This window comes from Deinococcus radiotolerans (assembly GCF_014647435.1).
GTDB lineage: Bacteria > Deinococcota > Deinococci > Deinococcales > Deinococcaceae > Deinococcus > Deinococcus radiotolerans.
Genome location: NZ_BMPE01000018.1, coordinates 16,393 through 43,164, shown reverse-complemented (window position 1 = coordinate 43,164; position 26,772 = coordinate 16,393). Strand labels below are relative to the sequence as shown.

At 70.3% G+C, this 26,772-nt stretch carries 30 protein-coding genes; 17 read left to right on the top strand and 13 right to left on the bottom strand.

Features of this window, described 5'->3' with window-relative positions:
* Window positions 1-156 precede the first annotated feature (156 nt).
* A complete protein-coding gene (locus IEY63_RS18185) occupies window positions 157-579 on the top strand; it encodes a four-helix bundle copper-binding protein (RefSeq protein WP_189070413.1) in 423 nt (140 codons plus the stop codon).
* A complete protein-coding gene (locus tag IEY63_RS18180; RefSeq protein ID WP_189070412.1) occupies window positions 576-1,253 on the top strand; it encodes a DUF305 domain-containing protein in 678 nt (225 codons plus the stop codon). Before IEY63_RS18185 ends, IEY63_RS18180 begins: the two co-directional genes overlap by 4 nt.
* Window positions 1,254-1,384: 131 nt before the next feature.
* Here the strand turns inward: IEY63_RS18180 and IEY63_RS18175 are convergent, their stop codons facing one another.
* The 4 genes from IEY63_RS18175 to IEY63_RS18160 are packed head-to-tail and all read right to left on the bottom strand — an operon-like array spanning window position 1,385 to window position 6,097.
* Window positions 1,385-1,822, bottom strand: a complete 438-nt coding sequence (locus tag IEY63_RS18175; RefSeq protein ID WP_189070411.1) for a hypothetical protein — start codon at window positions 1,820-1,822, stop codon at window positions 1,385-1,387.
* 16 nt (window positions 1,823-1,838) lie between these two features.
* Window positions 1,839-3,908, bottom strand: coding sequence for a hydantoinase/oxoprolinase family protein (locus IEY63_RS18170; protein ID WP_189070410.1), 2,070 nt, complete (start codon window positions 3,906-3,908; stop codon window positions 1,839-1,841).
* A complete protein-coding gene (locus tag IEY63_RS18165) occupies window positions 3,905-5,104 on the bottom strand; it encodes an FTR1 family iron permease (protein WP_189070409.1) in 1,200 nt (399 codons plus the stop codon). Before IEY63_RS18165 ends, IEY63_RS18170 begins: the two co-directional genes overlap by 4 nt.
* A 3-nt stretch (window positions 5,105-5,107) precedes the next feature.
* A complete protein-coding gene (locus tag IEY63_RS18160) occupies window positions 5,108-6,097 on the bottom strand; it encodes a 4-helix bundle domain-containing protein (protein ID WP_189070408.1) in 990 nt (329 codons plus the stop codon).
* Between the two features lie 271 nt (window positions 6,098-6,368).
* Between IEY63_RS18160 and IEY63_RS18155 the strand changes: the two genes are divergently transcribed.
* Window positions 6,369-7,634: a type II restriction enzyme NmeDI-related protein gene (locus IEY63_RS18155; protein WP_189070407.1), complete on the top strand. Its 1,266-nt coding sequence runs from the start codon at window positions 6,369-6,371 to the stop codon at window positions 7,632-7,634.
* 1 nt (window position 7,635) lies between these two features.
* Here the strand turns inward: IEY63_RS18155 and IEY63_RS18150 are convergent, their stop codons facing one another.
* From IEY63_RS18150 to IEY63_RS18135, 4 genes are all read right to left on the bottom strand, one after another.
* Window positions 7,636-8,265 carry an RES family NAD+ phosphorylase gene (locus IEY63_RS18150; protein ID WP_189070406.1) on the bottom strand — a complete coding sequence of 210 codons (630 nt, stop codon included), beginning with the start codon at window positions 8,263-8,265 and terminating at the stop codon, window positions 7,636-7,638.
* On the bottom strand, window positions 8,262-8,627 hold the full coding sequence (locus tag IEY63_RS18145) for an antitoxin Xre/MbcA/ParS toxin-binding domain-containing protein (protein ID WP_189058048.1): 366 nt from the start codon (window positions 8,625-8,627) through the stop codon (window positions 8,262-8,264). The genes IEY63_RS18150 and IEY63_RS18145 overlap by 4 nt, the downstream gene beginning before the upstream one ends.
* A 131-nt stretch (window positions 8,628-8,758) precedes the next feature.
* The gene (locus IEY63_RS18140; protein ID WP_189070405.1) at window positions 8,759-9,172 is read right to left on the bottom strand and encodes a hypothetical protein; all 414 of its coding nucleotides are present in this window, start codon (window positions 9,170-9,172) and stop codon (window positions 8,759-8,761) included.
* A gap of 25 nt (window positions 9,173-9,197) precedes the next feature.
* Window positions 9,198-11,708 carry a heavy metal translocating P-type ATPase gene (locus IEY63_RS18135; RefSeq protein ID WP_189070404.1) on the bottom strand — a complete coding sequence of 837 codons (2,511 nt, stop codon included), beginning with the start codon at window positions 11,706-11,708 and terminating at the stop codon, window positions 9,198-9,200.
* A gap of 168 nt (window positions 11,709-11,876) precedes the next feature.
* On the opposite strand from IEY63_RS18135, the gene IEY63_RS18130 reads away from it, so the two are divergent.
* The 4 genes from IEY63_RS18130 to IEY63_RS18115 all read left to right on the top strand — a co-directional run bounded on the left by IEY63_RS18130 (window position 11,877) and on the right by IEY63_RS18115 (window position 15,575).
* Window positions 11,877-12,089 (top strand): CopZ family metallochaperone, encoded by a 213-nt coding sequence (locus IEY63_RS18130; RefSeq protein WP_189070403.1) that lies wholly within the window; start codon window positions 11,877-11,879, stop codon window positions 12,087-12,089.
* Window positions 12,090-12,157: 68 nt separating this feature from the next.
* Window positions 12,158-12,421 (top strand): metal-sensitive transcriptional regulator, encoded by a 264-nt coding sequence (locus IEY63_RS18125; protein WP_189070430.1) that lies wholly within the window; start codon window positions 12,158-12,160, stop codon window positions 12,419-12,421.
* 73 nt (window positions 12,422-12,494) lie between these two features.
* Window positions 12,495-14,888 carry a heavy metal translocating P-type ATPase gene (locus tag IEY63_RS18120; RefSeq protein WP_189070402.1) on the top strand — a complete coding sequence of 798 codons (2,394 nt, stop codon included), beginning with the start codon at window positions 12,495-12,497 and terminating at the stop codon, window positions 14,886-14,888.
* Window positions 14,889-15,086: 198 nt separating this feature from the next.
* A complete protein-coding gene (locus tag IEY63_RS18115) occupies window positions 15,087-15,575 on the top strand; it encodes a DUF4262 domain-containing protein (protein WP_189070401.1) in 489 nt (162 codons plus the stop codon).
* Window positions 15,576-15,659: 84 nt separating this feature from the next.
* Here IEY63_RS18115 and IEY63_RS18110 read toward each other — a convergent pair whose 3' ends face one another.
* Genes IEY63_RS18110 through IEY63_RS18100 form a run of 3 tightly spaced genes read right to left on the bottom strand, consistent with a single transcriptional unit; the run spans window position 15,660 to window position 18,885 of the window.
* Entirely contained in the window at window positions 15,660-16,391 is a 732-nt protein-coding gene (locus IEY63_RS18110) for a ZIP family metal transporter (RefSeq protein WP_189070400.1), read from the bottom strand.
* On the bottom strand, window positions 16,388-16,636 hold the full coding sequence (locus tag IEY63_RS18105; protein ID WP_189070399.1) for a glutaredoxin family protein: 249 nt from the start codon (window positions 16,634-16,636) through the stop codon (window positions 16,388-16,390). Before IEY63_RS18105 ends, IEY63_RS18110 begins: the two co-directional genes overlap by 4 nt.
* Before the next feature lie 8 nt (window positions 16,637-16,644).
* Window positions 16,645-18,885 (bottom strand): heavy metal translocating P-type ATPase, encoded by a 2,241-nt coding sequence (locus tag IEY63_RS18100; RefSeq protein WP_189070398.1) that lies wholly within the window; start codon window positions 18,883-18,885, stop codon window positions 16,645-16,647.
* A gap of 122 nt (window positions 18,886-19,007) precedes the next feature.
* Between IEY63_RS18100 and IEY63_RS22310 the strand changes: the two genes are divergently transcribed.
* Complete coding sequence (locus tag IEY63_RS22310) at window positions 19,008-19,142, top strand: DUF2171 domain-containing protein (protein WP_229784802.1); 135 nt, start codon at window positions 19,008-19,010, stop codon at window positions 19,140-19,142.
* Between the two features lie 336 nt (window positions 19,143-19,478).
* On the opposite strand, the gene IEY63_RS18090 is transcribed toward IEY63_RS22310, so the two are convergent.
* Window positions 19,479-20,036 carry an arsinothricin resistance N-acetyltransferase ArsN1 family A gene (locus IEY63_RS18090; protein ID WP_189070397.1) on the bottom strand — a complete coding sequence of 186 codons (558 nt, stop codon included), beginning with the start codon at window positions 20,034-20,036 and terminating at the stop codon, window positions 19,479-19,481.
* 91 nt (window positions 20,037-20,127) lie between these two features.
* Between IEY63_RS18090 and IEY63_RS18085 the strand changes: the two genes are divergently transcribed.
* From IEY63_RS18085 to IEY63_RS18045, 9 genes are all read left to right on the top strand, one after another.
* Window positions 20,128-20,592 carry a MarR family winged helix-turn-helix transcriptional regulator gene (locus tag IEY63_RS18085; RefSeq protein WP_189070396.1) on the top strand — a complete coding sequence of 155 codons (465 nt, stop codon included), beginning with the start codon at window positions 20,128-20,130 and terminating at the stop codon, window positions 20,590-20,592.
* The gene (gene arsN2 / locus IEY63_RS18080) at window positions 20,577-21,035 is read left to right on the top strand and encodes an arsenic resistance N-acetyltransferase ArsN2 (RefSeq protein ID WP_189070395.1); all 459 of its coding nucleotides are present in this window, start codon (window positions 20,577-20,579) and stop codon (window positions 21,033-21,035) included. The genes IEY63_RS18085 and arsN2 overlap by 16 nt, the downstream gene beginning before the upstream one ends.
* Window positions 21,032-22,090 (top strand): NAD(P)-binding domain-containing protein, encoded by a 1,059-nt coding sequence (locus IEY63_RS18075; protein ID WP_189070394.1) that lies wholly within the window; start codon window positions 21,032-21,034, stop codon window positions 22,088-22,090. The genes arsN2 and IEY63_RS18075 overlap by 4 nt, the downstream gene beginning before the upstream one ends.
* A gap of 53 nt (window positions 22,091-22,143) precedes the next feature.
* Window positions 22,144-22,470, top strand: a complete 327-nt coding sequence (locus tag IEY63_RS18070; protein ID WP_189070393.1) for an ArsR/SmtB family transcription factor — start codon at window positions 22,144-22,146, stop codon at window positions 22,468-22,470.
* Window positions 22,467-22,634: a hypothetical protein gene (locus IEY63_RS18065; protein WP_189070392.1), complete on the top strand. Its 168-nt coding sequence runs from the start codon at window positions 22,467-22,469 to the stop codon at window positions 22,632-22,634. Before IEY63_RS18070 ends, IEY63_RS18065 begins: the two co-directional genes overlap by 4 nt.
* A gap of 46 nt (window positions 22,635-22,680) precedes the next feature.
* Window positions 22,681-23,226, top strand: coding sequence for a DUF6428 family protein (locus tag IEY63_RS18060; RefSeq protein WP_189070391.1), 546 nt, complete (start codon window positions 22,681-22,683; stop codon window positions 23,224-23,226).
* A complete protein-coding gene (locus IEY63_RS18055) occupies window positions 23,226-24,419 on the top strand; it encodes an MFS transporter (RefSeq protein ID WP_189070390.1) in 1,194 nt (397 codons plus the stop codon). Before IEY63_RS18060 ends, IEY63_RS18055 begins: the two co-directional genes overlap by 1 nt.
* Before the next feature lie 162 nt (window positions 24,420-24,581).
* The gene (locus IEY63_RS18050; protein ID WP_189070389.1) at window positions 24,582-25,685 is read left to right on the top strand and encodes a hypothetical protein; all 1,104 of its coding nucleotides are present in this window, start codon (window positions 24,582-24,584) and stop codon (window positions 25,683-25,685) included.
* A 55-nt stretch (window positions 25,686-25,740) separates the two neighbouring features.
* A complete protein-coding gene (locus IEY63_RS18045; protein ID WP_189070388.1) occupies window positions 25,741-26,061 on the top strand; it encodes a hypothetical protein in 321 nt (106 codons plus the stop codon).
* A 13-nt stretch (window positions 26,062-26,074) separates the two neighbouring features.
* Here the strand turns inward: IEY63_RS18045 and IEY63_RS18040 are convergent, their stop codons facing one another.
* A complete protein-coding gene (locus IEY63_RS18040; protein WP_189070387.1) occupies window positions 26,075-26,620 on the bottom strand; it encodes a hypothetical protein in 546 nt (181 codons plus the stop codon).
* Window positions 26,621-26,772: the final 152 nt, after the last annotated feature.

Sequence of the window (26,772 nt, the reverse complement as noted above, 5' to 3'; positions counted from 1 at the left end):
ATATGGGGCGCGCGTGACGATCTGCCCAACCCGCTTCTCAGGAAAGGTTTACACGGCGCTGCGAACGTAACGGCGCAGGGACCTACCGTTCTTCACCCCCCGTGGGCCCGGACCGGCACCAGCCCACGGCCCCCTCACGCCGACAGGAGGCGCGCCATGCACACGCAGATCTCGAAGATGTTGCAGACCCATCCCCAGCCCCAGACCACCTTCGACCCCGCGGCCCTGGCCGAATGCCTGGAGGCCTGCCTCGAATGCAGCGCCGTGTGCACCGCCTGCGCGGACGCCTGCCTGGGCGAACAGGAGCACCTCGCGCACCTCGTGCGCTGCATCCGGCTCAACCTGGACTGCGCGGACATCTGCGCCGCCACCGGCCGGGTCCTGGGCCGCCTGACCGACGCGGACCAGGCGGTCCTGCGCGCCCAGCTGCAGGCCTGCGTGGCCGCGTGTACAGCCTGCGGTGACGAGTGCGCGAACCACGCGCAGCACATGAACATGGCGCACTGCGCCGTGTGTGCCGACAGCTGCCGCCGCTGCGCAGTGGCCTGCACGCGCCTGCTGGGGAGCGTGAGCGCGTGAGGCGGGCGCTGCTGACCCTGAGCCTGCTGACGGTCCTGCCGGGCGGCGCGCTGGCGGGCGGCATGGACGGCATGGACGGCATGGCGATGCCCGGCATGCCCATGACCCACATGAGCATGCCCATGACGCCCTCGGCGACCGTGCCCGGCCTGTCCCAGATGGGCCTGCAGATGCAACTGGACATGCGCGCCATGATGATGCCCATGATGAACGACCTCGCGCGCCTGAGCGGGCGGTCGTTCGAGCGGGCGTTCATGTCCATGATGATCCCCCACCACCAGGGGGCCATCGACAGCAGCCGGGCGGTGCTGGAACGCGCCAAGGACGCGCAGGTGCGCGCCTGGGCCACCCAGATCATCGCGGACCAGACGCGGGAGATCGAGCAGATGCAGGCCCAGCTGCGCGCGTACGGTGGGCCGAACCAGGCGATGATGGCCCGCATGGTCCAGATGAACCGGATGATGGACATGCCTGCGATGATCCGCGCGTCGAGCATGCCGGAACGGACCTTCCTCGAAGGCATGATCCCGCACCACGCCGCCGCGAACGACAAATCGACCCTGGCGCTGCAGCGCACTCAGGACCCGTTCGTGCTGGACCTCGCGGCGCGCATCATCACGGCGCAGGCCGGGGAAATGCACGACTTCCAAGAGTGGCTGCGCGCCCACCCCTGACCGGCGAACCACGGCACGCGCCCGACCCGTGGATGGGGCACGGGCGGCGCCCCGCCCCGTTTTGCTGGCCGTTCCAACGGAACACCGTCCGGCCCAGCTCAGCTGGGCCGGACGGTCTGAACCTTCTGGGCTCAGGGGGTGCCCGCGGCCTGCAGGTCTCGCAGCGCGGTCTGCGCGCGCGTCACCTGCGCCTGCACCACGTCCGCGCCGCGGCCAGCGTCCACGGCGCTGCGCAGGGCCGCCAGGGCCGCCTGCGCTTCCCGCATCCCGCCCGGATTGAGTTGGCGCAGCAGGGCCGCCGCGTCCAGTTCCGACTGCGCCTGCCGGGCCGCAGTGCGGGCCGCGTCGAGGCTGCCCGCGTTGCCCTGCTGCGCGCGGGCGTACTCCAGGGGCACGATCTCCAGCGCGCCGGCCGCCTGCCGGGCGTGGAGGGCGCTGGGCGCGATCAGGCTGGCGAGGGTCGGGCGGGGCGCGGTGACCCGGCCAGCCAGGAAGCCCAGGGCGAGGCTGAGCAGGGCGGCGGCGGTCACGATCAGGGGGGACAGGTTGCGTTGACGGCGGTACAGCATGGCTCTCCTTGTGGGGTCACTGCTCGATGATGAGCGCGACCTGGCCTTCCAGGCGCAGGTTCTCGCTCAGTTGCCGCAGCAGCAGCGCCGGGTCGTGCAGGTGCGCGTAGTCCCTCAGCCGGGAGGTAGTCAGGGCCGCGACGCGCGGCGCCACCGCCCGCCCCTGCAGCAGAGTGCGCAGCTCCTCCAGCGCCTCATGCGCGTGCCCGGTCAGCACCTGCGCGTTCTCGAAGCGCAGCAGCCGCACGCCCCGCCCGTCAAGGACAAGGGCCGCGTGCGTCTCGGTGCGGCGCAGCAGGCTCCGCCGGACGCGCGTGGCGACGAACAGGGTGTGGTGCGCGCCGCCGAACACGAGCTGCGCCTGGTCGCCCAGCACCTGCCGGGCCTGCTGCTGCACCTCGTCGGCATCGAGGGGTCGAGTGCGGGCGCTCAGGGGGTGCGCGCCGGTTGCCACGGCCCGCAGGCGGCCCTCGCGGGCGCTGAATTCCGTCTCGACGCGCAGCGTGGCCGGATCTGCCCCGAGCCGCACGGCCTCGTCGCCCACCTCGCGCTCCAGGAGGTCCGCCACCGTGGGGTCCTGCCGGGTGACGCTGCGCTCACGTTCCACCCGGATTACGGCGAGGGCCGCGCCGATCGAGGAGATCACGTCACTGTGCGGGATGGGCACGAATGGCGCGTTCAGGCGCCGGGCCACCACCGGGCCCAGCACGCTGGCCGCGCCGCCCCCGCCGTACAGCGGCGCGCCGCGCAGGCCGTACTCGCGCACCAGGCCCTGCACGGTCCGGGTGAGCTTCTCCGCGCTGGCCTCCAGCACCGCGTGCGCCGCGGCCTCCATCCCGGCGCCCAGCGCCTGCCCCAGCAGGCTCAGGGCCAGCCGGGCGCTCTCCGGGACGGCGTGCGCGTACCCGCCCGCCGGAATGGCCCCCAGGGCATTGGCCGCGCAGGTGGGCGTGATCGCGAAGCGCGCGCCGCTGGGGACCCGCAGCACCGCGTAGTCCGCCGGGTCGCCTGAGCTGGGGGCGATCAGTTCAATCTGCGCGCCGGCCAGCTGGTCGGCAGGCGTGAAGCTGGCGTACGCGAGGCCCGCGATGTGCGCGCTGCGCGGCCCGACGTCCTCGATGCGCCGCCCGCGCAGCCGCACCAGGCTGCCGCCCGCCACGCCCGCAATGCGGATGTCCGCCGCGCGCAGGCCGGTGGGGACGTCCATCACGGTCATGTACTTCAGGGCGGGCTGCCCGTCCTTGATCACGCCGATGTTCGTGCTCGTGCCGCCCACCTCGAAGAACACGCCGTCCATCACGCCGTGCGCCAGGATCGCCCCGCCGAGACTCGCGGCGGGCCCGCTGACGACCGTGTGCAGGGGCTTCTCCTCGAACGCGCGCAGGTCGGCCGCGCCGCCGTCCCCGCGGACGATCAGCAGCGGCACGCCCGGCAGCAGCTGACCGACGGCGTCGCGGACGTGACCGGCAGTGCGGACCATGGTGGGCAGAATGCTGGCGTTCACCGCGGCAGACAGGGTCCGCATCTCCAGGCCGTACGCACCGGAGAGGTCACTGCCCAGACTCACCGGGAAGCCCACGCGGCGCGCGAGGTCACCGGCCCGATGCTCAAAGTGCGCGTCATCTACGCCGAAGGCCTGCGACACGGCGACCGCGCCCACGCCCTGTGCGTGCCAGCGGTCCAGCACAGCCTGCACGCGCGCGTCGAAGTCCGGGGTACCCGTGGCCACAAAGGCGTGCTGCGCGCGCAGGCCCGCCGGTGGCCGGGTCACGGCCTTCACCCGCCGCTCGTCGCGGGCCTCCCCCAGGGCGAGGATGCCCAGGGGCGCCGTGTCGCCTTCGAGCAGGGCGTTCGTGGCCTGGGTGGTGGAGTGCGCGACCAGGGCCGGGACCGAGCCCGGCGGGAGGTCACGCAGCAGCGCACGCAGGGCGTCCAGCACGCCCGCAGCCACGCCGTGGGCGTGCTGGTGCGTGGTAGGCACGTGCGACACGGCCAGGACCTGGCCGTCACGGCCGAGGGCGACACCCTTGGTGAAGGTGCCTCCCACGTCAATGCCGATCCGGACCGGCAGGGGGCCACCTGTCACACGGGCGCCCCAGTCCGGGAGGAGCGCCCGTCGCGCGCGCGCAGCAGCACGAAGCCGATGACGTACACCAGGACCATCAGCCCCTGCGCCGCGAGCGTTTCCACGGTAGGGTGCAGGCCGGTGAGGGCCGCGACGTTGGGGTCCAGTGTCGGCACCCGCCCGTACAGGTTGGTGACCGGCAGCCACCCGGCCTCCTGGAAGGCGCGCACGCCGTTGCCGACAAACGCGACTGCGAACAGCGCCGTGACCGTGACGAGCGCTGGGAACAGCCGCTGCGTGGGCAGGCGGCGCCCCAGGCGGAACAGCACGGCGAACACCGCCACGAGCGCGAGCGCGGCCAGAGCCACGCCGAGGTACATATACCCCAGGACCGGGCCGCTGGCCACCGCGAGCGCCTGGTAGAACAGCACCGTCTCGAAGCCCTCGCGGTAGATGGTGGTGAACGTGACCAGCGCCACGGCGCCCAGGCTGCCGCTCTGCACGGCCTGCGACACGCGCGCGCGCATGAATTCCGCGCTGCGCTTGCGGTCCCCCTGCTGCAGCATCCAGAACGACAGGTAGAAGAGAATCACGACTGCGATGACGCTGGTGACCGCGCTGATCAGTTCCCGTGAGATGGGCGCGATGGACAGCAGGTACGTGGCGACCGCCCAGGTGAGGGCGGTGGCGGCCAGGGCCGCGCCGGCGCCCCACCACACGCCGCGCCGCAGGCGGTCGTTGCGGGTACTCGCGAGGTAGGCCAGGATGGCCGCCATCAGCAGCGCCGCTTCCAGACCCTCGCGGAACAGGATGGTGAAGCCGCCCGTGGCCGCCAGCGTGGGCGCGAGCACCCCGGTGCCGTTCACGATGCTCTCGGCCTTGCGCAGGCTGCCGTCGATGTCCCCGGCCACGGCGCGCAACTCACTGATGCTCGCGCCGCTCTTCATGCCGTTGCGCAGGTCCGCGAAGCGGTACTCCATCTCCAGGATCAGGTCGGGGTTCAACACGCGCAGGGGCGGCTCGGCGTACTCGAAGTGATCGAGGTACGCCGAGCGGGCTGTCTTGAAGGCGGCGTCGCGCTGCCCGCCCGCATACTCACGCAGGCTCTGGGCCACGAGGTCGTGCGCGGTGCGGAGTTCGGCCGCCACATCCACCTGGCCCGGCACGGCGGACGCCACGCCCAGCAGGGCCAGCAGCAGCATCAGGAGGCGCTTCACGACTTACTCCCCGAGCAGGGCGCGGGCCTTGTTCAGGTCGGCCAGGGCGGCGTCCACGGCGGCGCTGAACTTCTGCGCGCTGGGCTTGGTCTTGAGCAGGGCGCGCAGGTCCTCACGCAGGGTCTTTTCCAGTTTCGTCTCCAGCGCCTTGTCCTTCTTGGCCAGTGGGCTTTCCAGGTACTCGAAGTTCTCCAGGTACGCCTCGATCAGCGCTTCCTCGGCGTCACTCGCCATGCCGCCCGCATAGTGGCCCTTGGCGGCCGCCAGGAGCCGGTCGATGTTCGCGAAGTACGTGCCGGCGCTGCTCTTGGGGGCCTGCCGCACCCCGCTGATCTCCGAGAGTTCCTCTTTCGCCTGATCCACGGCTTTCTCCAGGGCCGTCACGTCGCCCTTGCGGGTCACGACAGCCGCGGCGGCCTTGAGTGCCTGGCTGGTCTCCTCGCGCTGGTGCTGGGGGAAGGTCTTCGCGTTCTTGTCGAACCACAGCTGCGCGCGCGCGATGTAGTAGATGGCGTCCTGGTACTCGGCGAGGTTCGTGACTTTGCCGCCCTGCACGCCCTCTTCGTACTCGTGCTCGGCGTTCTCCAGAATCTGGGCGATGACCTGCGCCGCGAACTTGGGATCGCTGCGCGTGGCGCCCAGCGTGGCGAGCGCCGCGTCCACGTCGGCGTAAAAGGTGTTCATGACCTTCAGGTACTCCGCGTAGGGTTTCTTGGCGGCCAGGGTGGCATTGATGCGGGCGTAGTCGGCCACGAACTTCTGCTGGAGGGCGGGCGTTAGGTCACTGCGCACCGCCGCGTACAGCTCGTTGGCGGGGTGCTTGGCGTGCTTGGCGGCCATGGCCAGGTCGCCCCCGCGGTAGTTCAGGAGGCTGGCGTCGTAGTGGCCGCGCATCTGTTCCAGGGTCACGGCGAACTTGACGGGGTCTTTGGGGGCGGCCAGGGCGGTGCTGGAGAGGGACAGGCCAAGCAGGAGGAGGGAAGCGCGTGACATCACCTCCGAACTGTATGCAACCCGCTTCAACCAAGTCAACCAATCCAGTCGGATTTCTAGGAATAGGGCGGCGGGTGGGGACTTGCCGTGGGCAAAGGGTGGGCCACAGCCGCAGCCTGGATGACGGTCACCCGCGCGCCGCTGTGCGTGCACCGCCCCGGTCTCCTCGGTGCAGGTCCGTCCCAGCTCGTCAGGCAGATGGGAGGACTGGACCCGGCGCGCATCTGGTGCCCCGGTGGCCTCAGGCGCGTGTTACACTCCGCGCCACCACATGCACACGCTTGACACGCTGATCCGTCACTGGCGGGACGATCCCGGCGGCACGTACCGAACCTGGTTCCTCTGGGACGAGCGCCTGAAGAACTTCCGGTCCATCCGCCGGGGCATTCAGGTGGTCGTCCGTGAAATCCGCGAGGACCGCTTCGGCACCCAGTACCGGGGGTCGTCCCTGGAGACGGTCGTGCATTCCATCGCGGAGCAGCGGCAGATGTTCCGCGGCGCGGACCACGCGTTCCTGTGGAAACCCAAGCTGCGCATCCCCGACATCTACGAGCACCCGGAGCACCAGCGGGCGTTCGGGCACTTCCTGGACACCTGCGCATGCTGCACCACCGAGCAGGAACTCCTGCAGGCCATTCGCACGCTGGACGCGCGCGGCATCAAGGGCCTCGGGCCCGCCGCGGCGAACCTGATGTACTTCCTGCACCCGACCCTGATGCCGCCCTTCAACACCGCCATCGTGAACGGGTACAACGCCGTGACCGGCGCGAAAGTCAAGCTGGGCAAGTGGGAGGAGTACCTGGCGTTGCGGGCGGGCCTGCTGCGACTGACGCACGCGCACCGCAGCCTGCTGTCCAATGACCTGGGCGCCGTGGCGGGCTTGATGTTCGACGTGGGCAGCGGCCGGTACGCCGCGCCCCCGCGCGCGGACGACGGCCCGGACGTGGAGGCGTGGCGCGCGGACCTGGCGCAGGTGCGCGAGGAGAGCAAAGCGGCCCGCAAGGCGCAGGAGGCCGCGCTGGCGCAGGATCACACGCACACGCAGGTGCAGGGCTGGCTGCGGGACCTGGGCCTGGCCCTGGGCTTCGAAGTGTGGATCGCCGCGAATGACCGCTCCCGCGCGTGCGCGGGTGGCCGCCTGGGGGACGGGTGTCTGGACACCCTGCCAGCGGGCATTGCGGGCACGCCCGGCGCGGATGCCGTGCGCCTGATTGACGTGGTGTGGTTCGAGCGGGGCACGCTGGCGCCCGCCGCGGCGTTCGAGGTGGAGCACACCACGTCCATTTACTCCGGCATTGTCCGGCTGCTGGACCTGGCGCTGGGCGCGCCGGAACGGGCCGTGCAGGGCCTGTACCTGGTGGCGCCCGACAGCCGCGAGGCGGACGTGCGCGACCAGTTGCGCCGGCCCGCATTTCAGGCGGTGGGGCACCTGCACATGCGGTACCTGCCGTACAGCGAACTGGAGCGGCACCGGGAGGCCATGGCGCGCTTCGGGCAGGGCCTGCGCGCCGTGGAGGCCATCGCGCGCGCCCTGTAATTCAGGGCCGGGCGGGCCCCGGGAAGACGCTCAGTTCGCCGTCCGGATCATGTACAGCCCGGTCCTGCGGGGCGACGCGGTCCGGGAACACGGCGTAGTTCCGCCCGCCCGGGTACCGGGCGCTCGGGTAGCGGATGGCGTCGAACCGGGCGCTGTCCAGCGCGGCGCGGGCCAGCACCTGCGTGAGGGCCAGCTGGCCCTCCACGTTCAAGGGGAGCCACGCCTGCAGCAGGTCTGATGGGTGCAGGCTCAGGACGGTCAGGACCGCCGGGTCGGTCAGGTCCAGGACGCTGCCGAGGCGCAGTTTGACGGTGATGTCCAGCCGGGGCCGCTGGTCGGGTCCGGGCTGGATCTGCAGGCCAGTCGCGCCTGTGACGACCGTAATGGCGCCCGCTTCCGCGTGCGCGACGCTGAGGTGCTCCGCGACGTACAGCATGGCGTGCGCGCCCGGCAGGTCCTCCGGCGCGTTGTACCGCCCGCCGGTGACCAGGGACCCGTCCGTATTCAGCGGGTCGGGGTTGTACTTGCGCAGCGCCAGCAGCGGCACCGTGCGGTACGTGTCGAGGACGCCAGGGGGCGTCCAGACGGGCGCGCCCAGCAGGGCGCGCTTCAGGGCCTTGAAGTCGGTCAAGTCGGGGTGCCTGTCTCGGCCAGGGTCAGCAGGCGCCGGACGGCCACCGGGCGGCGGTCGAGGAGGTAACTGATCGGCGTCCGGCCCCCGAGGACCGGGTTGGGGGCCCGCAGCCACATGCGCCCCACGCTGAGGTCGCCGAACACGTCCCTGAGTTGCAGGCCCACGGTTTCCAGGTCGTGCAGGGGGACCTGCAGGGTGTCGCTGGTGGGGTGCTTGCTCAGGCCGCTGGGGTCGCGGCCGGTGGCCTGCGCGAGTTCGCGCAGGGTCATGCCGAATGCCTGAGCCAGGCGGCGGGCGTCAAGTTTGCCGTTCACGGGGCTGCGGGCGTCGATCAGCAGGTGGTCACTCAGGGCGGTCATGGGGGGCTCCTTGGACCCAGAGTGTACCACAATGGCACACTTTCACGTCCGTTTTTCCTCCACACAGGCAGCCGGCGTGAACGCCTCAAGGGGCGGCCACGCCGATAGGTGCTCTCAACAGGGGAGGTGTCTTACCCCCCGGACGGGGCGAGCGCGTCCCGCAGACGAACGAGGAGTTCCTCCCCGCGCTCGTACCCGGGCCGGATGAACACCATGCCTATGTTGCTCCAGTCCTGCACGGCCGCGACCTCCTGACCCCCGTCCTGGAGTTTCAGGTGGGGGTACGCGCCGTACTCCACGAAGCAGCCGAATTCGGCGCCCACGTCCTCCAGGGCCTGGGTGTTCACGTCGTCCCAGCGGATCAGGTACGGCAGGAGGAAGGCGGGTTTGCCGCAGGAGCCGCCCAGGCCAACCAGGGGCAGGCCCGCAACGGTCGGCACGTCATCCCGGAGGCGGGCGCGGGTCAGGAAGGCCTCACGGTCCCGGACCTGGGCGGGGCTGGTTTTCATGGACGCGACGTACGGGCCGACAGTGAGTTTCGTCATGGCAGGACTCCTGGGAGAGAAGAGATCAGGCGAGGGCGGGACTGGGGGCTGCGGGGACCGCCGCGCCCGCGCGGACGGGCGGGCGGAAGCCGCGCAGGCGCAGGGCGTTGCTGAGCACGAAGACGCTCGAAAAGCCCATGGCGGCCGCGGCCAGCACCGGGCTGAGCAGCGTGCCGAAGGCATGGTACAGGGCGCCGGCCGCGACGGGGATCAGGATGATGTTGTACGCGAACGCCCAGAACAGGTTCAGGCGGATGTTGCGCAGCGTGGCGCGACTGAGCGCGAACGCGTTCGGAACGCCGCGCAGGTCGCCGCTCATGAGGATCACGTCGGCCGTTTCGACGGCGACGTCCGTGCCGGTACCGATCGCGAGGCCCACATCCGCCTGCGCCAGCGCCGGCGCGTCGTTGATGCCGTCCCCAACGAACGCGACCTTCTGCCCGGTGGCCTGGAGGTCCTTGACCGCGTCACTCTTGCCGCTGGGGAGCACCTCGGCCAGGACCGTGTCGATCCCCAGCTGCCGGGCGATGGCGTGGGCGGTGCGCGTGTTGTCGCCGGTGATCATCGCGACCCGCAGCCCCTGGGCGTGCAGGGCCTTCACGGCGTCCAGGCTGCCGTCCTTGACTGGGTCGGCCACCGCGATGATCGCGGCGAGCCGGCCGTCGATGGCGGCGTACAGCGGACTCTTGCCTTCGTCACCCAGGCGCTCGGCGTGCCCCTGGAACACCTGCGGGTTCAGGCCCAGCCGGGTCATGTACCGGTCCGCGCCGACCTGCACGAGCCGACCACTGACCCGCGCTTCCAGCCCGAAGCCGGGCACCGCTTCGAAGTGCTCGGAGGGGGCTAGGGCGACGCCTTCTTTTTTCGCGGCGTCCACGATGGCGCGGGCAATAGGGTGCTCGCTCTGCTGTTCGGCCGCCGCGACCAGCCCGAGCACCTCGGCACGGTCAAATCCAGGGGCAGTGACAAGGTCGGTGAGTTCCGGCTTGCCTTTGGTCAGCGTGCCGGTCTTGTCGACGGCGACCACCTGCACGTCCTGTAGGCCCTCGAGCGCGCCGCCCCCTTTGAACAGCACGCCCAGTTCGGCGGCTTTGCCGGTCCCGACCATGATGCTCGTGGGGGTGGCCAGGCCCATGGCGCAGGGGCAGGCGATGATCAGCACTGCGACCGTCGTGATCAGCGCGAAGCTCAGGGCGCCCGGCCCGCCGAAGATCAGCCACAGCAGGAACGTCAGGGCCGCGATGCCCAGCACGACCGGCACGAACACGGCCACGACCCGGTCCGCGAGCCCCTGGATGGGCGGCTTGCTGCCCTGCGCGGTTTCCACGAGTTTGATGATCTGCGCCAGCGCGGTGTCCGCACCGATCTTCGTGGCCTGAACGGTGAGCGCACCGTTCTGGTTAATCGTGCCGCCCACCACGGGCGCGCCCGCCTGCTTGCCCACCGGCACGGGCTCCCCGGTGATCATGCTCTCATCGACGAAGGAGGCGCCGCTGAGCACCTGTCCGTCCACGGGAATCTTCTCGCCCGGGCGGACGGCAATCACGTCGCCGACGAGCACCTCATCCGCGGGCACTTCGAGTTCCTGACCGCGGCGGACCACCCGGGCGGTTTTCGCCTGCAGGGAGAGGAGTTTCTTCATGGCCTCGCTGGACCGGCCCTTGGCCACCGCTTCGAAGTATTTGCCCAGCAGGATCAGGGTGATGACCACGCCGGACGCCTCGTAATACACGTGCGCGGTGCCGTCCGGGAAGATGCCGGGGGCCACGGTCGCGATCAGGGAGTACCCGAAGGCGGCGGTCGTGCCAATCATCACCAGGGCGTTCATGTCCGGGGACAGGACGCGCAGGCTCTTCCAGCCCAGGCGGTAAAAACGCCGGCCCGGCCCGAACTGGATGGGTAACGCGAGGGCCAGCATCACCCAGTTCAGCGTGCTCATCACGCGGTGGCCGAAGGTGGTCATCAGCCAGTCCTCCGCGGCGGGAACCAGCATGGGTACCATGGCGATCAGCAGCAGCGGCAGGGCGAAGACCGCACTGAACAGTACCTGACGGCGCAGGTGCGCGACTTCCTGGGCGCGCGCCTCACGCTCCTGATCCTCACGGCTCACGCCGGCCTGCGCTTCGAGGACCTCGTACCCCGCCTGGCGGATGGCCGCCTTGAGTTGCCCCGGGCTGACGCTGGCCGGCAGGTACTCGATGCTGGCGCGCTCGGTGGCGAGGTTGACGGTGGCGCCGATCACCCCATCCACTTTCTTCAAGGCGCGTTCGACGCGGCCGACGCAGTTGGCGCAGGTCATGCCCTGCACGCCCAGGTCAATGTGGCTCAGGACCGGCTCGTAGCCGACAGCCTTGACCTTGTCGAGCAGCGCCTGGGGTGTGGTGACGGCCGGATCGTACGTGACGGTGGCGCGTTCGGTGGCCAGGTTGACGGTGGCGTCTTCCACGCCATCCACTTTCTTCAGGCCGCGTTCGACCCGGCCCACGCAGCTGGCGCAGGTCATGCCCTGCACGCCCAGTTCGATGGTTTGCGTCATCTTCGCTCCTTACCCCCTGGGGGGGGGTTACTGATGATCCCAGCATACATCCAGCCGGGGAGGGTCTGCAATAGCCCCACCCATAGTGCCTTATGGCACGCCGCCACGCGCTGCCTCGTCTTGACACCCCTGGGGGGAGGGTATACCGTGCAGTTCGGAGGACCACCCATGACCCAGACGGAACTGACCATCACCGGCATGACCTGCGGCCACTGCCAGACCAGCGTCACCAACACCCTGCGCGCCGTCCCCGGCGTCACCGACGCCCACGTGAACCTCAGCACCGGCACCGCCACCGTGCACGGCACCGCCCAGCCTGACGCCCTCATCGCCGCCGTGCTCGACGAAGGCTACGGCGCCCAGGTCGCCCACCCGAAGTGACCCCCACGCAACCCGCCGAAGTCACCGCCCACGACGGGCACCGCCACACGGACCCGCTGCACCTGTGCATGCCCGAGGACAGCCGCAAGCAGGCCGCGCGCCGCCTCGCCATCGCTCGCGGCCACCTCGACAGCATCCGCCGCGCCCTCGAAGACCCGGACGTGTACTGCCTGGACATCCTCCAGCAGCTCAAAGCCGTCCAGGGCGCCCTGAACGGCGTGGCCAACGTCGTCCTGCGCGGCCACCTGCAGGCGCACGTCACCACCGCCGCCGCCCGCGGGGACGCCGCGGACTTGGTAGACGAGCTGATGGACGTCCTCACCGCCCGCTGAGCGCCCCGCAGCGATCCCGGCGGCCCGCCCGGGCCCAGGCCGGCCCCCACGGCGACCTTCACAGGAGACCGGTATGACGACGCCTGACCACCACGCGCACACCCACCCGCACACCACCGCACCCGCCGTTCTGGAGGTGAACGTCCGCAACTGCCACGGCGGTTCGGACCTCGCCGACCTGGAACGCCACCTCCGCCAGCTGCCCGGCGTCACGTCCGTGCACGTGGACCGCACCCGCGCCGCCGCGCACATCGGCTACGACCCGCGCCGCGTGACAGGCGCGGACCTTCAGCGTCACCTGCACGCGGCCGGCTACGACTGCGCCTGCCAGGACGCCGATCCGTCGGCCGCGCAACCCGGGCAACCCAGCGTGGGGCACGAACACCACGCGCACGGCGCCACGCTGGAGACCCAAGGCCCCCCCACGGGCCCGCACGAGCACCCTCACGCCGCGCACGCGGAACATGACGAGCACGCCGGGCACGGGGAGCACATGGTGGGCGACATGCTGCGCCGCTTCGTGATCAGCCTCGTGCTGACGCTGCCGGTGGTGCTGTACTCCCCGATCGGTGAGACCTTCGGCTTCACGGCCATGCCCCCGTTCGGGCTGTCCATGGCGTGGTTCGGGCTGCTTCTGTCCACCCCGGTGGTCTGGTGGGGCGGCTGGCCGTTCATCTCCGCCGCCTGGCGCGCCCTCAGGCGCGGCGAGGCGAACATGATGACCCTGATCGCCACGGGTATCCTGGTGAGCTGGACTTTCAGCGTGTACGCGACGTTCGCGCTGGGCGGCACTGAAGTCTTCTTCGAAGCGGCCGCGATGCTGACCACCCTGTCGCTGCTCGGGCACTGGCTGGAGATGCGCTCGCGGTTCGCCACCGGGCGGGCCGTGGAGGCGCTGCTGAAACTGGCCCCCAGCACCGCCCGCGTGGTGCGACATGGCCAGGAAGTTGAAGTACCCCTTGAGCAGGTGGGCGTCGGTGACCTGCTGGCCGTGCGGCCCGGCGACCGCGTTCCGGTGGACGGTGAGGTCACAGACGGCAGCAGCTACGTGGACGAAAGCATGATCACGGGGGAACCCATTCCGGTGGCCAAGACCACTGGTGCCAAAGTGACGGGCGGCACCGTGAACCAGAACGGGGCCTTCCAGTTCCGCGCGACCGCGGTCGGGGCCGACACCGCCCTGTCGCGCATCGTGCAGATGGTGCAGAACGCGCAGGCCAGCAAGGCCCCCGCGCAGCGGCTGGCCGATCAGGCGGGGAAGTACCTGGTGTTCGTGGCGCTGGGCAGTGGCCTGCTGGCCTTCCTGGCCTGGTCCTTCCTGGGCGGGCAGGGCGTGGTGTTCGCGTTGACGGCCGCGGTGTCCGCCATCGTGATCGCCTGCCCGGACGCGCTCGCGCTGGCCACGCCGACGGCCATCACGGTCGGGGTCGGCCGGGGCGCGCGTGAGGGCGTGCTGTTCAAGAACGCCACGGCGCTGGAAGCCACGGCGGGCGTCGACACGGTCGTGTTCGACAAGACCGGCACCTTAACTGAAGGGAAGCCGGCCCTGACGGACGTCATCCCTGCCGCTGGCGCGAGCGAGACCGACCTGCTGCGCCTCGCGGCGTCCGCGGATCAGCCGTCCCAGCACCCACTGGCCGAAGCCATTGTCAAAGGGGCCGAGTCACGCGGCGTGACCGTCACGCGCCCGGAGACCTTCGAGAGCATTCCCGGGCACGGCGTGCAGGCCACGGTTGGCGGGCGGCAGGTCCTGATCGGCAACCGCAAGCTGATGGACCGAGAAGGAATCGCGCTGGGGAGCTTGTCCGGTGACGTGGACCGCCTCGCGGCGGACGGGAAGACGGCCATGTACGTCGCGGCGGACGGGCAGGCGCTGGGCGTGGTGGCGGTGGCGGACACCATCCGGGCCTCGGCGCGTCAGGCGGTCTCCGCCCTGCACGCCCTGAACGTGAAAACGGTGATGCTGACCGGCGACAACCGCCACACCGCCGAGGCCGTGGCTCGCCAGCTGGGGATGGACACGGTACTGGCCGAAGTCCTGCCCGGAGAGAAGGCAGCGAAGGTGACCGAGCTGCAGGCGCAGGGCCGGACGGTTGCCATGGTCGGGGACGGCGTGAACGATGCCCCGGCGCTCGCGCAGGCGGACGTCGGCGTCGCCATCGGTGCCGGGACGGACGTCGCCGTCGAAACGGCGGACGTCGTGCTGGTCCGCAGCAACCCCGCCGACGTGGCCGGCAGCATCAGCCTGGCGCGGCAGGTGCGCGGCAAGATCAAGCAGAACCTCTTCTGGGCGGCGATCTACAACCTGCTGGCCATCCCGTTCGCGGCGGGCGCGCTGTACCCCGCGTACGGCATCCTGTTGCGCCCGGAGTGGGCGGCCCTGCTGATGAGCGCCAGCACCGTGATCGTCACCGTGAACGCGCTGACGCTCAACCGCGTCCGCCTGACGTCCGCGCCCGCCGCGTAACGGCCACAGACACCCACGAGGCGCCCGCAGCGCCGGAACCAACGGCGAGCGGACGGGGGCGGGGGCCGATTCGGCAACTCCGCCCCGCTCTTCCGAGGACCGCATTCCCCCGGCCTTGCCCCCAAACGGCAGGGAGCCGCGCCAGCGTCCAGCCGTACACTGAACCGAAGACGTTACGCCCTGCACAGGAGACCCATCATGCTCTCAGCCCTGTCCGCGCCAGAGACCGAATTCGACTCCAGGGTGCTTCACCTCATCCAGCAGCAGGGGTGGACCGTCCTGACCATTCCCGAAGACCCGGAAGGCCCCGGCTTCGCGTTCACGGTGGGCCTGTGGGCCCACGATCAGCACCCGGAGCTCATCATGATCGGCCAGCCCCCCGACGTCATGGAGCGGACCCTCAGCGCGGCGGGCCAGGCCATCCACGCGCAGCAGCGCCGCTTCAGCGACGGGGAGGTCACCCCGGATGTGCTGGACGGACACCTCTGCCAGTTCGTTGCCGCACCTGAGCAGGCCTACCGGGATTACCTGGAGTACGCCCTGTGGCTGTACGGGAACGAGGCGTTCCCGGTCCTGCAGTGCGTGTGGGCGGACCCGCAGGGCCGCTTCCCCTGGCACCCGGACGCACCCAAGACCCTGCGCGCGCAGCAACCCCTGCTCGGCACGGCCCCCCCGGACGCGCCCTAACGAAGCGCCCAATTGGCGTGCTCGGTTCGGGCCTGCGGCCGGATCACAGGGTCGTGCCCGCGCGGCCGACGCGGCCAGAGTCGCTCAGGTCAGCAGTTCCAGCAGGTACAGCGCCACGAAGCCCGCGAAGAACGCGGCGGTGATCAGGGGCGTCTCCTTCACCTCGTGCGCCTCGGTCAGCAGCTCCTCTGTGACCAGGAACAGGAGCGCGGCCGCGCCGAACGACAGGGTGATCTCCAGCGCCAGGCCCGTGAGGCCTTGCAGGAGCGTGCCGCCCAGGAGTGCCCCCACGATCACGAGCAGGCTGAGACTGCCGACTGTGCCGATCACGCGGCCCCGGGACGCGCCGTCCTGCACGAGGCTGGACGCGACGGACACGCCCAGGAACAGCAGTTCCAGCGTCAACGCCACGATGAGCAGCGTGCCGACCCGCGCGCCCGCCGCGAAGCCCACGCCGATCAGCAGTCCGTCGAGCAGCACGTCAATCCCGACCGCGACGATCAAGCCCAGGTTCACGGTGGACGCGGCGCGCGCCTCAGCCGCCCCTTCGAGCCGCTCGGCCCACTGCCGCACGAGCAGCATCACCGCCACGCCCAGCGCGAAGCCGAGTACGACGCCCAGCGGCTGATGCCCTCTGGTGATCTCCGGCAGCAGTTCCCCGGCCACCACCGCGAACACCACGCCCGCGGCGAAATGCTGCACGAAGCTGCGCGTGCGGTCGGCGGGTGCGCGGAACGCGGCCACGGCGCCCCCAACGACCGTGGCCCCCACCGGGATGAGCGTGAGGGCCAGAATCTGCGAGAGGGCGACGCTCACGCGCGTCCCGACAAGGCCGCCAGAATGCGGGGGCGCTGGTCACTGAAGGGACCGTACACCACCTCGTCGCCGATGATGGTGACCGGCGCGATCCGGACGTCCGCGCGGCGCTGCATCTCCGCCAGGGCCTGCGGGTCGCCGCGCACGTTCCGCTCGGTGAACGCGGCGCCCTCACGCTGCAGGAGGCGTTTGATGGCTTCGCAGTCCGCGCACTGCGGCACGGTGTAGAGCGTGATGTCCGGCATGCCTGACGTTACGCGGCGCGCGGCGCCGGCGTGATGGGCGCAGCCTTGGGGGCCGCTTGACCTTTCCAGGTCAGCAGCCGCAGGGCGTTCGCGGTGACCAGGGCGGTGGCGCCCGTGTCGGCCAGGATCGCCATCCAGAGATTGGTGTAGCCGAGCAACGTCGTGACGAGGAAGATGGCCTTGAGGCCCAGCGCGAAGGCGATGTTGACCTTGATGTTGCCCATCGTGGCGCGGGAGAGGGCGACCAGGTCCGCCACGCCCGTCACGCGTTCTTGCAGCAGCGCGGCGTCCGCGGTTTCCAGCGCCACGTCCGTGCCGCCGCCCATGGCGATCCCCACGTCGGACTGGGCGAGCGCGGGGGCGTCGTTGATGCCGTCGCCGACCATGGCCACGCCGCCCTGGGCTCCCAGTTCGGCGATGAGGCGCAGCTTGTCCTCGGGGAGCAGTTCGGCCTGCACGTCCAAGCCCAGGTTGCGGGCGATGGCCTGACCGGTGCGGGCGTTGTCGCCCGTGAGCATGACGGTGTGCACGCCCAGGTCACGCAGCCGGGCCAGCGCGGCGCGGGCGTCGGCGCGGGGCTCGTCGCGGATGGCGATGACGCCCAGCGCGGTGGCGCCCTCCAGGAGAACGACGGCGGTGCGGCCCTGCTCTTCAAACGCCGTGACCGCGCGGCTGAGCTCTGGATCAAGGGTGGTCAGGGTCGCGGCGTGCCGGGGGGAGGTGACGCTGAGCGCGCGGCCCTCGACGGTGGCGGTTGCGCCTTTGCCTGGGAGCGCCTGGGCGTCCGTGGCGGCCGGCACGCGGATCTGGCCCTCCTGCGCGGCCTGGGTGATGGCGTGGGCGAGTGGGTGGCTGCTGCCGGACTCGACGGCCGCCGCGAGGCGCAGCACCTCGGTCCGGTCGAGGCCCAGTCCGAGGACGTCGGTCACCCTGGGTTTGCCGGCGGTGAGGGTGCCGGTCTTGTCGAACGCGACCGTCTTGACGCTACCGATGGTTTCCAGGGCGCCGCCGCCCTTGATGAGGAGTCCGCGGCGGGTGCCGGCACTGATGGCGCTGGTGATGGACGCGGGGACGCTCAGGACCAGCGCGCAGGGGCAGCCGATCAGCAGTAGGCTGATGCCCTTGTACAGCCACTCGTGCCACGCGCCGCCGAACGCGAGGGGGGGCACCAGGGCGACCAGCGCGGAGACCAGCACGACGCCTGGGGTGTAGGAGCGGCTGAAGCGGTCGATGAAGCGGGCGGTGGGCGCTTTGCTGCTTTCGGCTTCCTCGACCAGGTGGATGATGCGGGCGATGGTGTTGTCGCTGGCGGCCTTATCCACCTGAACGGTCAGGGTGCTGCCCACGTTGATGCTCCCGGCAAAGACCGGGTCGCCAGCGCTTTTGGTGACGGGAACGCTTTCGCCGGTGACGGGGCTGTCGTCGAGGCTGGAGGTGCCCGTGAGGATCGTGCCGTCGGCTGGGACGCGCCCGCCAGGGTTCACCTGCACGGTTTGACCCACCTGGAGTTGATCGGCTGGAACCTCGCGGGTGCCGGTGCCTTCGACGAGCAGCGCGGTTTTGGGGGCCAGGGCGGCGAGGGCCTGAATGCCGGCGCGGGCGCGTCCCGCGGCGACCCCTTCGAGGAGTTCGCCGATGGCGAAGAAGAACACCACGACCGCGCCTTCCGGCGCTTCGCCGATGGCGACGGCGCCGATGGCGGCGAGGCTGACGAGCATGTTGATGCTGAACGGGTCGCCGAGTCGGGCGCTGGCGACGGCTTTCTTGGCCAGGGGCCACACGCCCAGCAGCGTCGCGGCGATGTACCCGGCGGTGGCGAAGCGGGGTTCGATGAAGCCGAAGAGCCAGGCGGCGAGCAGCAGGACGCCGGAGGTGACGACCAGGCGGCCCTGACCGGTGCGGTACCAGGGGGTGCCGGCGGGGGCGAGGTCGTGGGTGTGTCCGGCGTGGTCGTGCGCGTCGTGGTCAGGCGCGGCGTGCGGGGTGTCGGTGGGCGCGGGGGGCGGGCCGATCAGTGAGGGGGTGTAGCCCAGGGCCCGCAGGTTTTTTTCGAGTGTGGTGCGGGGGGTTTGTTGCTCGTCGAGGTGGAGGGTGAGGGTTTGTTTGGTGAAGCTGGTTTTGACGCCGTCGGTGCCGGGGAGGGTGCCGACCATGCGCTCGACTTTGGCGACGCAGCTGGCGCAGTCCATGCCGTCCACGAAGTACGTGAGGGGGTGGGGTGGGTCGGGGAGGGGGGCGTGGGTGGACATGACGGCATTATACCTGAGCACCCATTCATATGTTGACATGTTCAGACGTCAAACCCGGTTGGGTCACCACGCACAGGGGCCGCCCGCCGCAGAGCGTACGCTCCAGGAGGATCCCCAGGACCATGAACAGCCCGATCCAGCAGTACAGGCCCGTCATGTGCGCTGACGGCCACACCCACGGCCAGCTCGACCGCATCGGCGGTGACAACCTCAAACGCACCAAAGACGAGCGCGGGCCGCACCACTGGCGGCCGTGAAGCGCGGTGCAGCACGTGGACCAGCACGTGCACCTCCACCATCACCAGCAGCACTGGCAGACCGTAGACCCCCACCCCGAACACCGCCCATGACGCCCAGCCGGCACCAGGACCGACCAGACCGGCGGCCTGAGCCACCCCCAGGAGAACCCAGTGGATGGCCCGGGCCGCTGCTGCCGCACAACGGGCAGGCGCAGCGGCCCCATTCACGGCCTGCGTATCCGGCGCCTGATCCGGGCAGCAGCCAGGGGCGCGGCACGCGCACCCCCGACGCCCTGGCGGCAGCCGGCTCAGCGAACGACCAGTCTGGGCGCTCAGGTGCTCAGGTGGTGGGACTCACGGCCACATCTTCACGGTGCTCGCATGGCCCACCGGGCCCGAACCTCGGGTCCAGGGGCCATCCTCCCCTGACAGCAGTTTCTCGACGATCACCACGTCCTTCCAGACGCCGTCCAGTTGGCCATGCCGCTCGTAGGTGCAGACCTCGCGGAAGCCCAGGGACGCCAGGAGCGCCCGGCTGGCCGCGTTCTCGGGGAACACGCGGGACAGGAGCTTCCAGTACCCGGCGGCCTGCGCGGCGGGAATCAGGGCCTGCATGGCGGCCTTCCCGGCGCCCGTGCCCCGCTGGGCGCGGTCCACGTACACGCTGAACTCGGCGATGCCGGCGTAGCAGTCGCGCGGCCGGTAGAGGCTGGTGCTGGCAAAGGCGGTGACCTGGTCCCCACGTTCCACCACGACGATGGGGTGGGTGCCGTCGAACCAGGGGGTGATGTCCTGGGCGGTGCGGGGGCGGGTTTCGAAGGTGCTGCTGCGGTCTTCGATGCCCTGGGTGTAGATGCGGGCGATGTCGGCGGCGTCGGCTGGGGTGGCGGGGCGGGGTCGGTGTAGGGTCATGGGGGCCTCCAGATCGTTGATGTTGACAATGACTTCCCTTCAGAAGTACGGTCTCCATAGATCGTTGTCAAGTGCAACGAAAGGAGTGAGGATGACCCAGGACCCCAGCGACCTGCTGCGCCGCATCACGCGGCTTCACACCACCCTCCAGCAGCACACCGCCAGCTGCTGCGGCATTCACAGCCTCACCCGCTGCCAGGTCCTCACCACCCTCGGCCGCGCAGGCCCCCTGACCCTCGCGGATCTCGGCCGCCAACTCGGGGCCGACAAGGCCTGGATGAGCCGCAACGTGGATGAACTGGTCCGGGAAGGCCTGGTCGACAAGCAGGCAGGCCAGACCGACCGGCGCGTGGTGGTGCTCACCCTGACCCCAGCCGGCCACGCGCAGGTTCGCCGCCTGAACACGGAACTGTGCCAGCAGTCCGCTCGCCTGCTGGGCCGGGTGCCCCAAGTCGAACAGGCCAACGTGCTGCGGGCCCTGGAACTCCTGGCGGACGCCCTCGAAGCCGAATGCGCCTGCGCCGCAGAGGACGGTGGGGCATGCGCCACGCCGTGACCTTCCGTGAAGCGGCGGCCGCCGAGCTGCCGATCCTTGAGGCCCTCCTGATCGCGGCTGAACTATCGCTGGAGGGCGTGCATGCTCATCTCGCCGACTTCGTGCTGGCGGTCCAGGGAGACGACGTGCTGGGGGTGGCGGGCCTGGAACAGTACGGTCCGCACGGGCTGCTGCGCTCGGTGGCGGTGCGTGCCGATCACCAGGGTTTCGGGCTCGGACTGGCCCTGACGCGGGAGATGATCGAGCGGGCCACGGCGGGGGAGCTGGAGACCCTGACGCTGCTCACCACGACGGCCGCAGGTTTCTTCCCGAAGCTCGGCTTCCGCCCGGTTACGCGCGACGCGCTGCCGGCCGCACTCCAGGCGTCGTCCCAGCTGCAAGGGGGATGTCCGTCCTCCGCTGTGGTCCTGCAGCTGGCACTCCCGCAACGGGGCCCGTCATGACCAATCGACTGGACGCCCTGGTCATCGGTGCTGGGCAGGCTGGACTCGCCGCGGCGTATCACCTGCGGGGTCACGGTCTGCGGTTCCAGATACTGGAAGCCGGTCCAAGGCCGGTCGGGTCCTGGCCGCAGCATTACGCGAGCCTGAAGCTGTTTTCCCCTGCACGGCACGCGTCTCTGCCCGGCTGGCCCTTCCCCGGGAACCCGGAGCGGTATCCCACGCGGGATGAGGTCGTGGCGTACCTGGAGGCCTACGCCTCCCATTTCGGGTTTCCCATGGAGACGGGAGCCGAGGTGGCGCAGGTGCTGCCCGACGGGGAGGGCTTCCGGGTGCTGTGTGCGGATGGACGCACCTTCCGGTCGCGCGCGGTCGTGGCGGCCACGGGGACGTTTCGCCGTCCGTTTGTGCCTGAGCTTCCAGGCCGAGCGTTCTTCAAAGGGCGGGTGCTGCACTCCCTGGCGTATCAGGAGCCGGCGCCCTTCGCGGGGCAGCGGGTGCTGGTGGTGGGGGCGGGGAACTCGGCGGTGCAGATCGCCGTGGAGCTGGCGGGCGTCGCCCACGTTACCCTGGCGACCCGAACGCGGGTGCAGTTCACGCCGCAGCGGCCGCTGGGCCGGGATATCCACGATTGGTTGACCTGGGCGCGGGTGGATCAGTTGACCCTGGGGCACCTCCGGCGCCTGCCGTCTCCCCGGAATGTCTTTGATCCGGGACGGTACCGGGCGGCGTTCCGGGAGGGCCGCCTGGATCAGCGGGCGATGTTCACGCGGTTGACGGCTTTTGGCGTCGTGTGGCCGGATGGTCAGGAGGAGCGGGTGGACGCGGTGATCTTCGCAACGGGGTACCGGGCGAATCTGGAGTTCCTGCGCGGCACCGGGGCACTGGACCGGCAGGGGGAGCCGGTGCAGCGCCTGGGTGTGAGTCGGACGGTGCCGGGGCTGTACTACGTGGGGTTGAGTGGGCAGCGGGCGCTGTCGTCCGCGACGTTGCGGGGCGCGGGGCAGGACGCGGCCGTCGTGGTCCGGCACCTGGCGCGAAGAAGAGCGGTCAGGTGACATGACCTCAATCACCCATTGACATTCTTCTATGTAACACCTACGATTCATCCATGGACTTCGATGGAACAGCAGCCGTGTTCAAAGCGCTGGGCGACGTGCACCGCCTCAAGGCCCTGCACTTCCTGGCCACCGCCGACGCGGGCTGCTGCTCCACCGGGCAGGGCGTCTGCACCTGCGACGTCCAGGAACGCCTTGGCCTGAGTCAGCCCACCACCAGCCACCACATGAAAATCCTCGTCGAGGCCGGGCTCGTCACAAGCGAGAAGCGCGGCAAATGGACGTACTACACCCTCAGCGCCCAGGGCCTGCACCTCGCCCACACGGCCCTGGACACGCTCCTCGCGGCGGTACCCCACTTCCAGAAGGAGGCCGTATGAACCCCCTGACCCTTCATCTCGTCGCCCTCGCCCACCACCAGGACCTGCTGCGGGACGCCGAGCTGGCCCGCCGCGCGCATCTCGCCCGCCCGACGCCGGACCGCCCGACCCCGCCGGTGATCGTGCAGATGCCGGTCTCCAACGTGCCCTGCCCCACCTGCTGATTCTTTAACCCTTACGCATCGAAGAATGTCAATAAGGAGACCTGTCATGACCCAGACTGCCCCCATTCCCGGCCTCAGCGAGCACACTTCCACCGCCACCCTAATCACCGCCCTGCGCACCCTGCCCCAGCGGCCCCTCCAGTTCCACCTGCACGGCGAAGTGCTCGTGCCCGCGGGCTACCACGTGACCGAGGTCAAGGCCGTCACCATTGAAGCCATGGACTGCGGCGGGAAAGCCAACGCCTGGCGCGAGACGGTCATTCAGCTGATGGACGGCAGTGCCGAAGAGGCCCAGGCCGGGTTCATGACCAATCAGAAGTTCCTGGCCATCTACGACCGCGTCGTCAAGCACATCCCAGTGCGCGCAGAGGCCGAAGTGCGGTTCGAGTACGGAAACGCCACGACCCCAGCCCTGCAGTACCACGTCACCCACGTGGACACTCAGCCTGACATGATCACGGTGCATCTGCGGACCCCAGGCGTGCAGTGCAAAGCGGGGGACGCCTGCGGCACGGCCACCGAGGCGGCCAGTGAAAGCTGTGAGCCCGCTACCGGCTGCTGCGCGCCCCAGGCGCCCATCACCCTCCGCTGATGACCGCCAGGCCAGCGTCCACGCGTCCGCTCGTGTGGACGCTGGCCCTGCTGTGTACCGTGAGCTACGGCGCGTTGTACTACGCCCAGCCGCTCCTGGCGGTCGCCACCGAGCACGCCACCGGCTGGACCCGCGTGCAGACCGGCCTGGCGTTCACCGCGGCGCTGCTCGTGAGTGCCGTCCTTGCTCCCAGGGTGGGCCGGCACCTCGACCAGCGGGGCGGCCGCCACCTCCTGAGCGGTGGGGCGCTCTGCGGAGCCGCCGCGTTCGTCATCCTGGCGCTGACCCGTGACTACGGGGTGTTTCTCTGCGCCTGGCTCCTGGCTGGTCTGGCGATGACGCTGACGTTCTACGAGGCGGCCTTTACCGTGCTGGGGCAGCATGTGGCCGGGGCGCGGCGCACCCGGGCCACGCTGACGGTGACCCTGGTGGCTGGGCTGGCGAGCACCATCTTCGTTCCACTGACGACGCTGCTACTGGATACTGCGGGCCTGCGTGGGGCGCTGTTCGGACTGGCGGGACTGCTCCTGGCGGTGGCGGGCCTGGCGTGGTGGAAGGTACCGGACCGGGAAGTGGAACCAGCCTCTCAGGCCACCGGTCCCTTCACCCCGGACCGCGCCGCTTGGCAGCTGGCGGCGAGCCTGACGCTCGCGCGGATCGTGACGGTCGGCGTGGGCCTGCAACTGGCGCCCCTGCTGCTCGCCAGCGGGTACCGCCCGGGAGAGGCCGCGGCGCTGACCGGTCTGCTCGGCCTGAGCGCCCTGCCGGGCCGGGTGGTGTTCGTGCCGTGCCTGCGCTGGGTGGGCCCGGTGCCCCTGACCATCACGCTGATGGGCCTGCTGGCCGCAGGGACAGGCTTACTCCTGAGTGGCTCCACAGCGCTGAAGGTCACCGGGATCGTACTGTTCGGCCTGGCGAGTGGGGCGCTCACGCTGGCCCGCTCGGAGCTGCTGGTGCGGGGGTACCCGTCGGGCCTCTACGGTGCCGTGAACGGATGGCTGGCGCGGCCGGTGAATCTCGCCCAGGCCCTCACGCCTGTGCTGATGGGAGGGCTGTACCTGTGGACAGGCGGCTACCGGGTGTCGCTGCTGCTGCTCAGTGGCGTGGGAGCAGTGGCCGCGTGGCTCGTAAGTGGCGTCAATGGGCGGACGGAGGCGCGGCAGTCCCAAGGGGCGCGAGCGATTCAGAAGTGAAGGTCAACGTGGTCGTGGGCAGGGAGCACACTCGAACTACCGTCGCATATGAACATCAGCGTGAAGGCGTCAGGTCACGAGCGTCGTAGGTCAGCCTCCGCTCAGACTCTTCCTTACGTTCACTCCGGTGTGCGGTCACGTTGCCCCCGTAGAGTGCCGGCTGTGCCCCGCCGCTCGCCCCTCCCACCGACAGGCGCGTTCTTCACCCTGCCCCATGGCAGTCTGGTGCACCTGGACCTCACGACGCGGGCCTGGACGCCGGAGTGGCTGCGGGTTTCAGACGAGCGGGATTTGGTACCGTACCGCGAACTCCAGGCGGCGGTGGACGCGCTGCACGGGCCTCTGGCGCAGCGGCAGGTGGCAGAGGTCATGACCAACGTGCCTGGTTGTCGGCTGCGCTGGGCCGCGCCGCCCCAGGCCAAGCCCACCACCCTGCCGCCCCCGCTGCCGCGCCCCACTGCACCTGAATACGGCAGCCTCACCGGGTACCTGCGGGGCACCCCAGAGGCCCGCCACGCGATCCGCACCGCGCTGACCCGCCAGGCGCACCCGGCCCCCGCCCCGATGCTCGCCCCGCCCCTGGGCGCCAATCCCGGGCTGGTCGGCACCGCCTTCGACTACGCGTTCCGTTTTCTGCTTGAAGGGCTGAATCCGGGCCTGGTGGCCGTCCGGGGCGGGCTGATCGCCCGGCGCGCCGCGCTGGATTTGGAGCGTGACCGCACCCTCGCAGTGGTCCACGCGGCGGAAGAGACGCTGCAGGAGGTCGCGCTCGGTCGGCCATTCGAGCTCCGTCACGCGCATGCGGCCGTGCTGCTCGCGTCATACGAGGTGGTGGTGCGGACGGGCCGGTTCGCCGATCTGGCCGGTGTGGTCCCCCGGGAGGCCGCTCAGGACGTCCTTGCCCTGATTCACGCGGTGCCGCAGGGCATATTCCAGGCGCAGTCGCAGCTGGTCCTCAACCCGCACTTCGCGGCCGCCGGACGATTCGGTGGGGCAGACGCGGACGTGCTGCTCGACGACCTGCTGATCGAGGTCAAAGCCACGCGGCATCTCCAGCTGGAGGGAGCATACCTGCAGCAACTCACCGGGTACCTGATCCTGGACCGTATGGGCGGCACGGTGGGGAGTGCGCTGCCCATTCGTCGCCTGGGGGTCTACTACGCCCGGCATGGCGTGCTGCAGGTGCTGCCCGTGAAGGACCTGTACCGGCCGGGTCTGCTACCGCAATTGGTGAGCTGGTTCGACGACAGCCTGCCGACCGCGTAGCTCCTCGGGGAGCGGAGCGCCTGGTCCGGAAGTCTCGCGCGGTCACACTTGCCCTGTGGATAAGAACGATCAGAACCGTGCGGGCGCCGTGACTGGCGCTGCGCGAAAACTCCTGGCGTGGGCACCCGACCAGCTGCCCCACACGTCTGCGGACGGCGTTGAGGTGTCAGAAGACCTCACCGTGGAGATCGCGCCCGAACTCGTTGCGGCCCTTCAACGGCAGGCGGACGCCTTTGGCCTGTCGCTGGAGGCCTACGTCGAAGCTGGATTGACCCGGATCATGGCTGGGGCGGAGGTGCTCGGGGCTGCGAAAGGACAGTCGGCCGTGCAGGCCTTCCAGGATCTGGTGGATGCTGATGGCCAGCCGCTGAACTGATGGGCGTTCAGGGTCAGCCTGACGTGAGCGGCCGGTGCCAGGGGGCATGCCGGTACGGGGGTGTAAACCCACCCCAATCCGCGCCTCTGGGAATGGGCCGGCGCCGCTCGGCCTGAATGACCTCCAGGGCGTAGGGCACGCCCAGGAGGACGCGGCGGACCGACCAGGCGCGCACGCGGGTGCGCCCAATGAACGTGATGTGCCGCAGGAGGGTCCGCAGTTCGTCCTGATGCCCGAGGCACAGCGCGTCCAGCTGGTTGGTGTCTTCCAGAATCAGGGGGGTGGTGGCCCAGAGCGGCAGGCAGGCCGGTTCGGTTTCCCCCAGGACCGGAAAGGTGACCGTATCGAGCAGGGCCAGGGGGAGCGGCGCGACGGACGGCGGGGTTCGAGCCGCGTCAACCGGCCAATACGGGCGGTATGCGCGCTGCACAGCAACGGCGAGCAGCTCGTCCAGGGGCAGGCCACGCTGGACAGGGGAGACGGTCTGCACCTGCACCAGCAGCGGCACCTTGGGAAGAGCGTGGTACTGCGCCCAGAGTCGGGCCGCACCTGAAGGCAATGGATGAAGCGAGGGCCGCACGCGTCCCTGAGTAAAGAGAGACATTCCGGTCATGCTGCGCGACGCAGCCCCCACCGGGCAAGAGGCGACCGGTGCAGTGCCCGTCACTGGCCTCGTGCGGCAGATTGGAAATGCCCCGGACGTGCGATCCC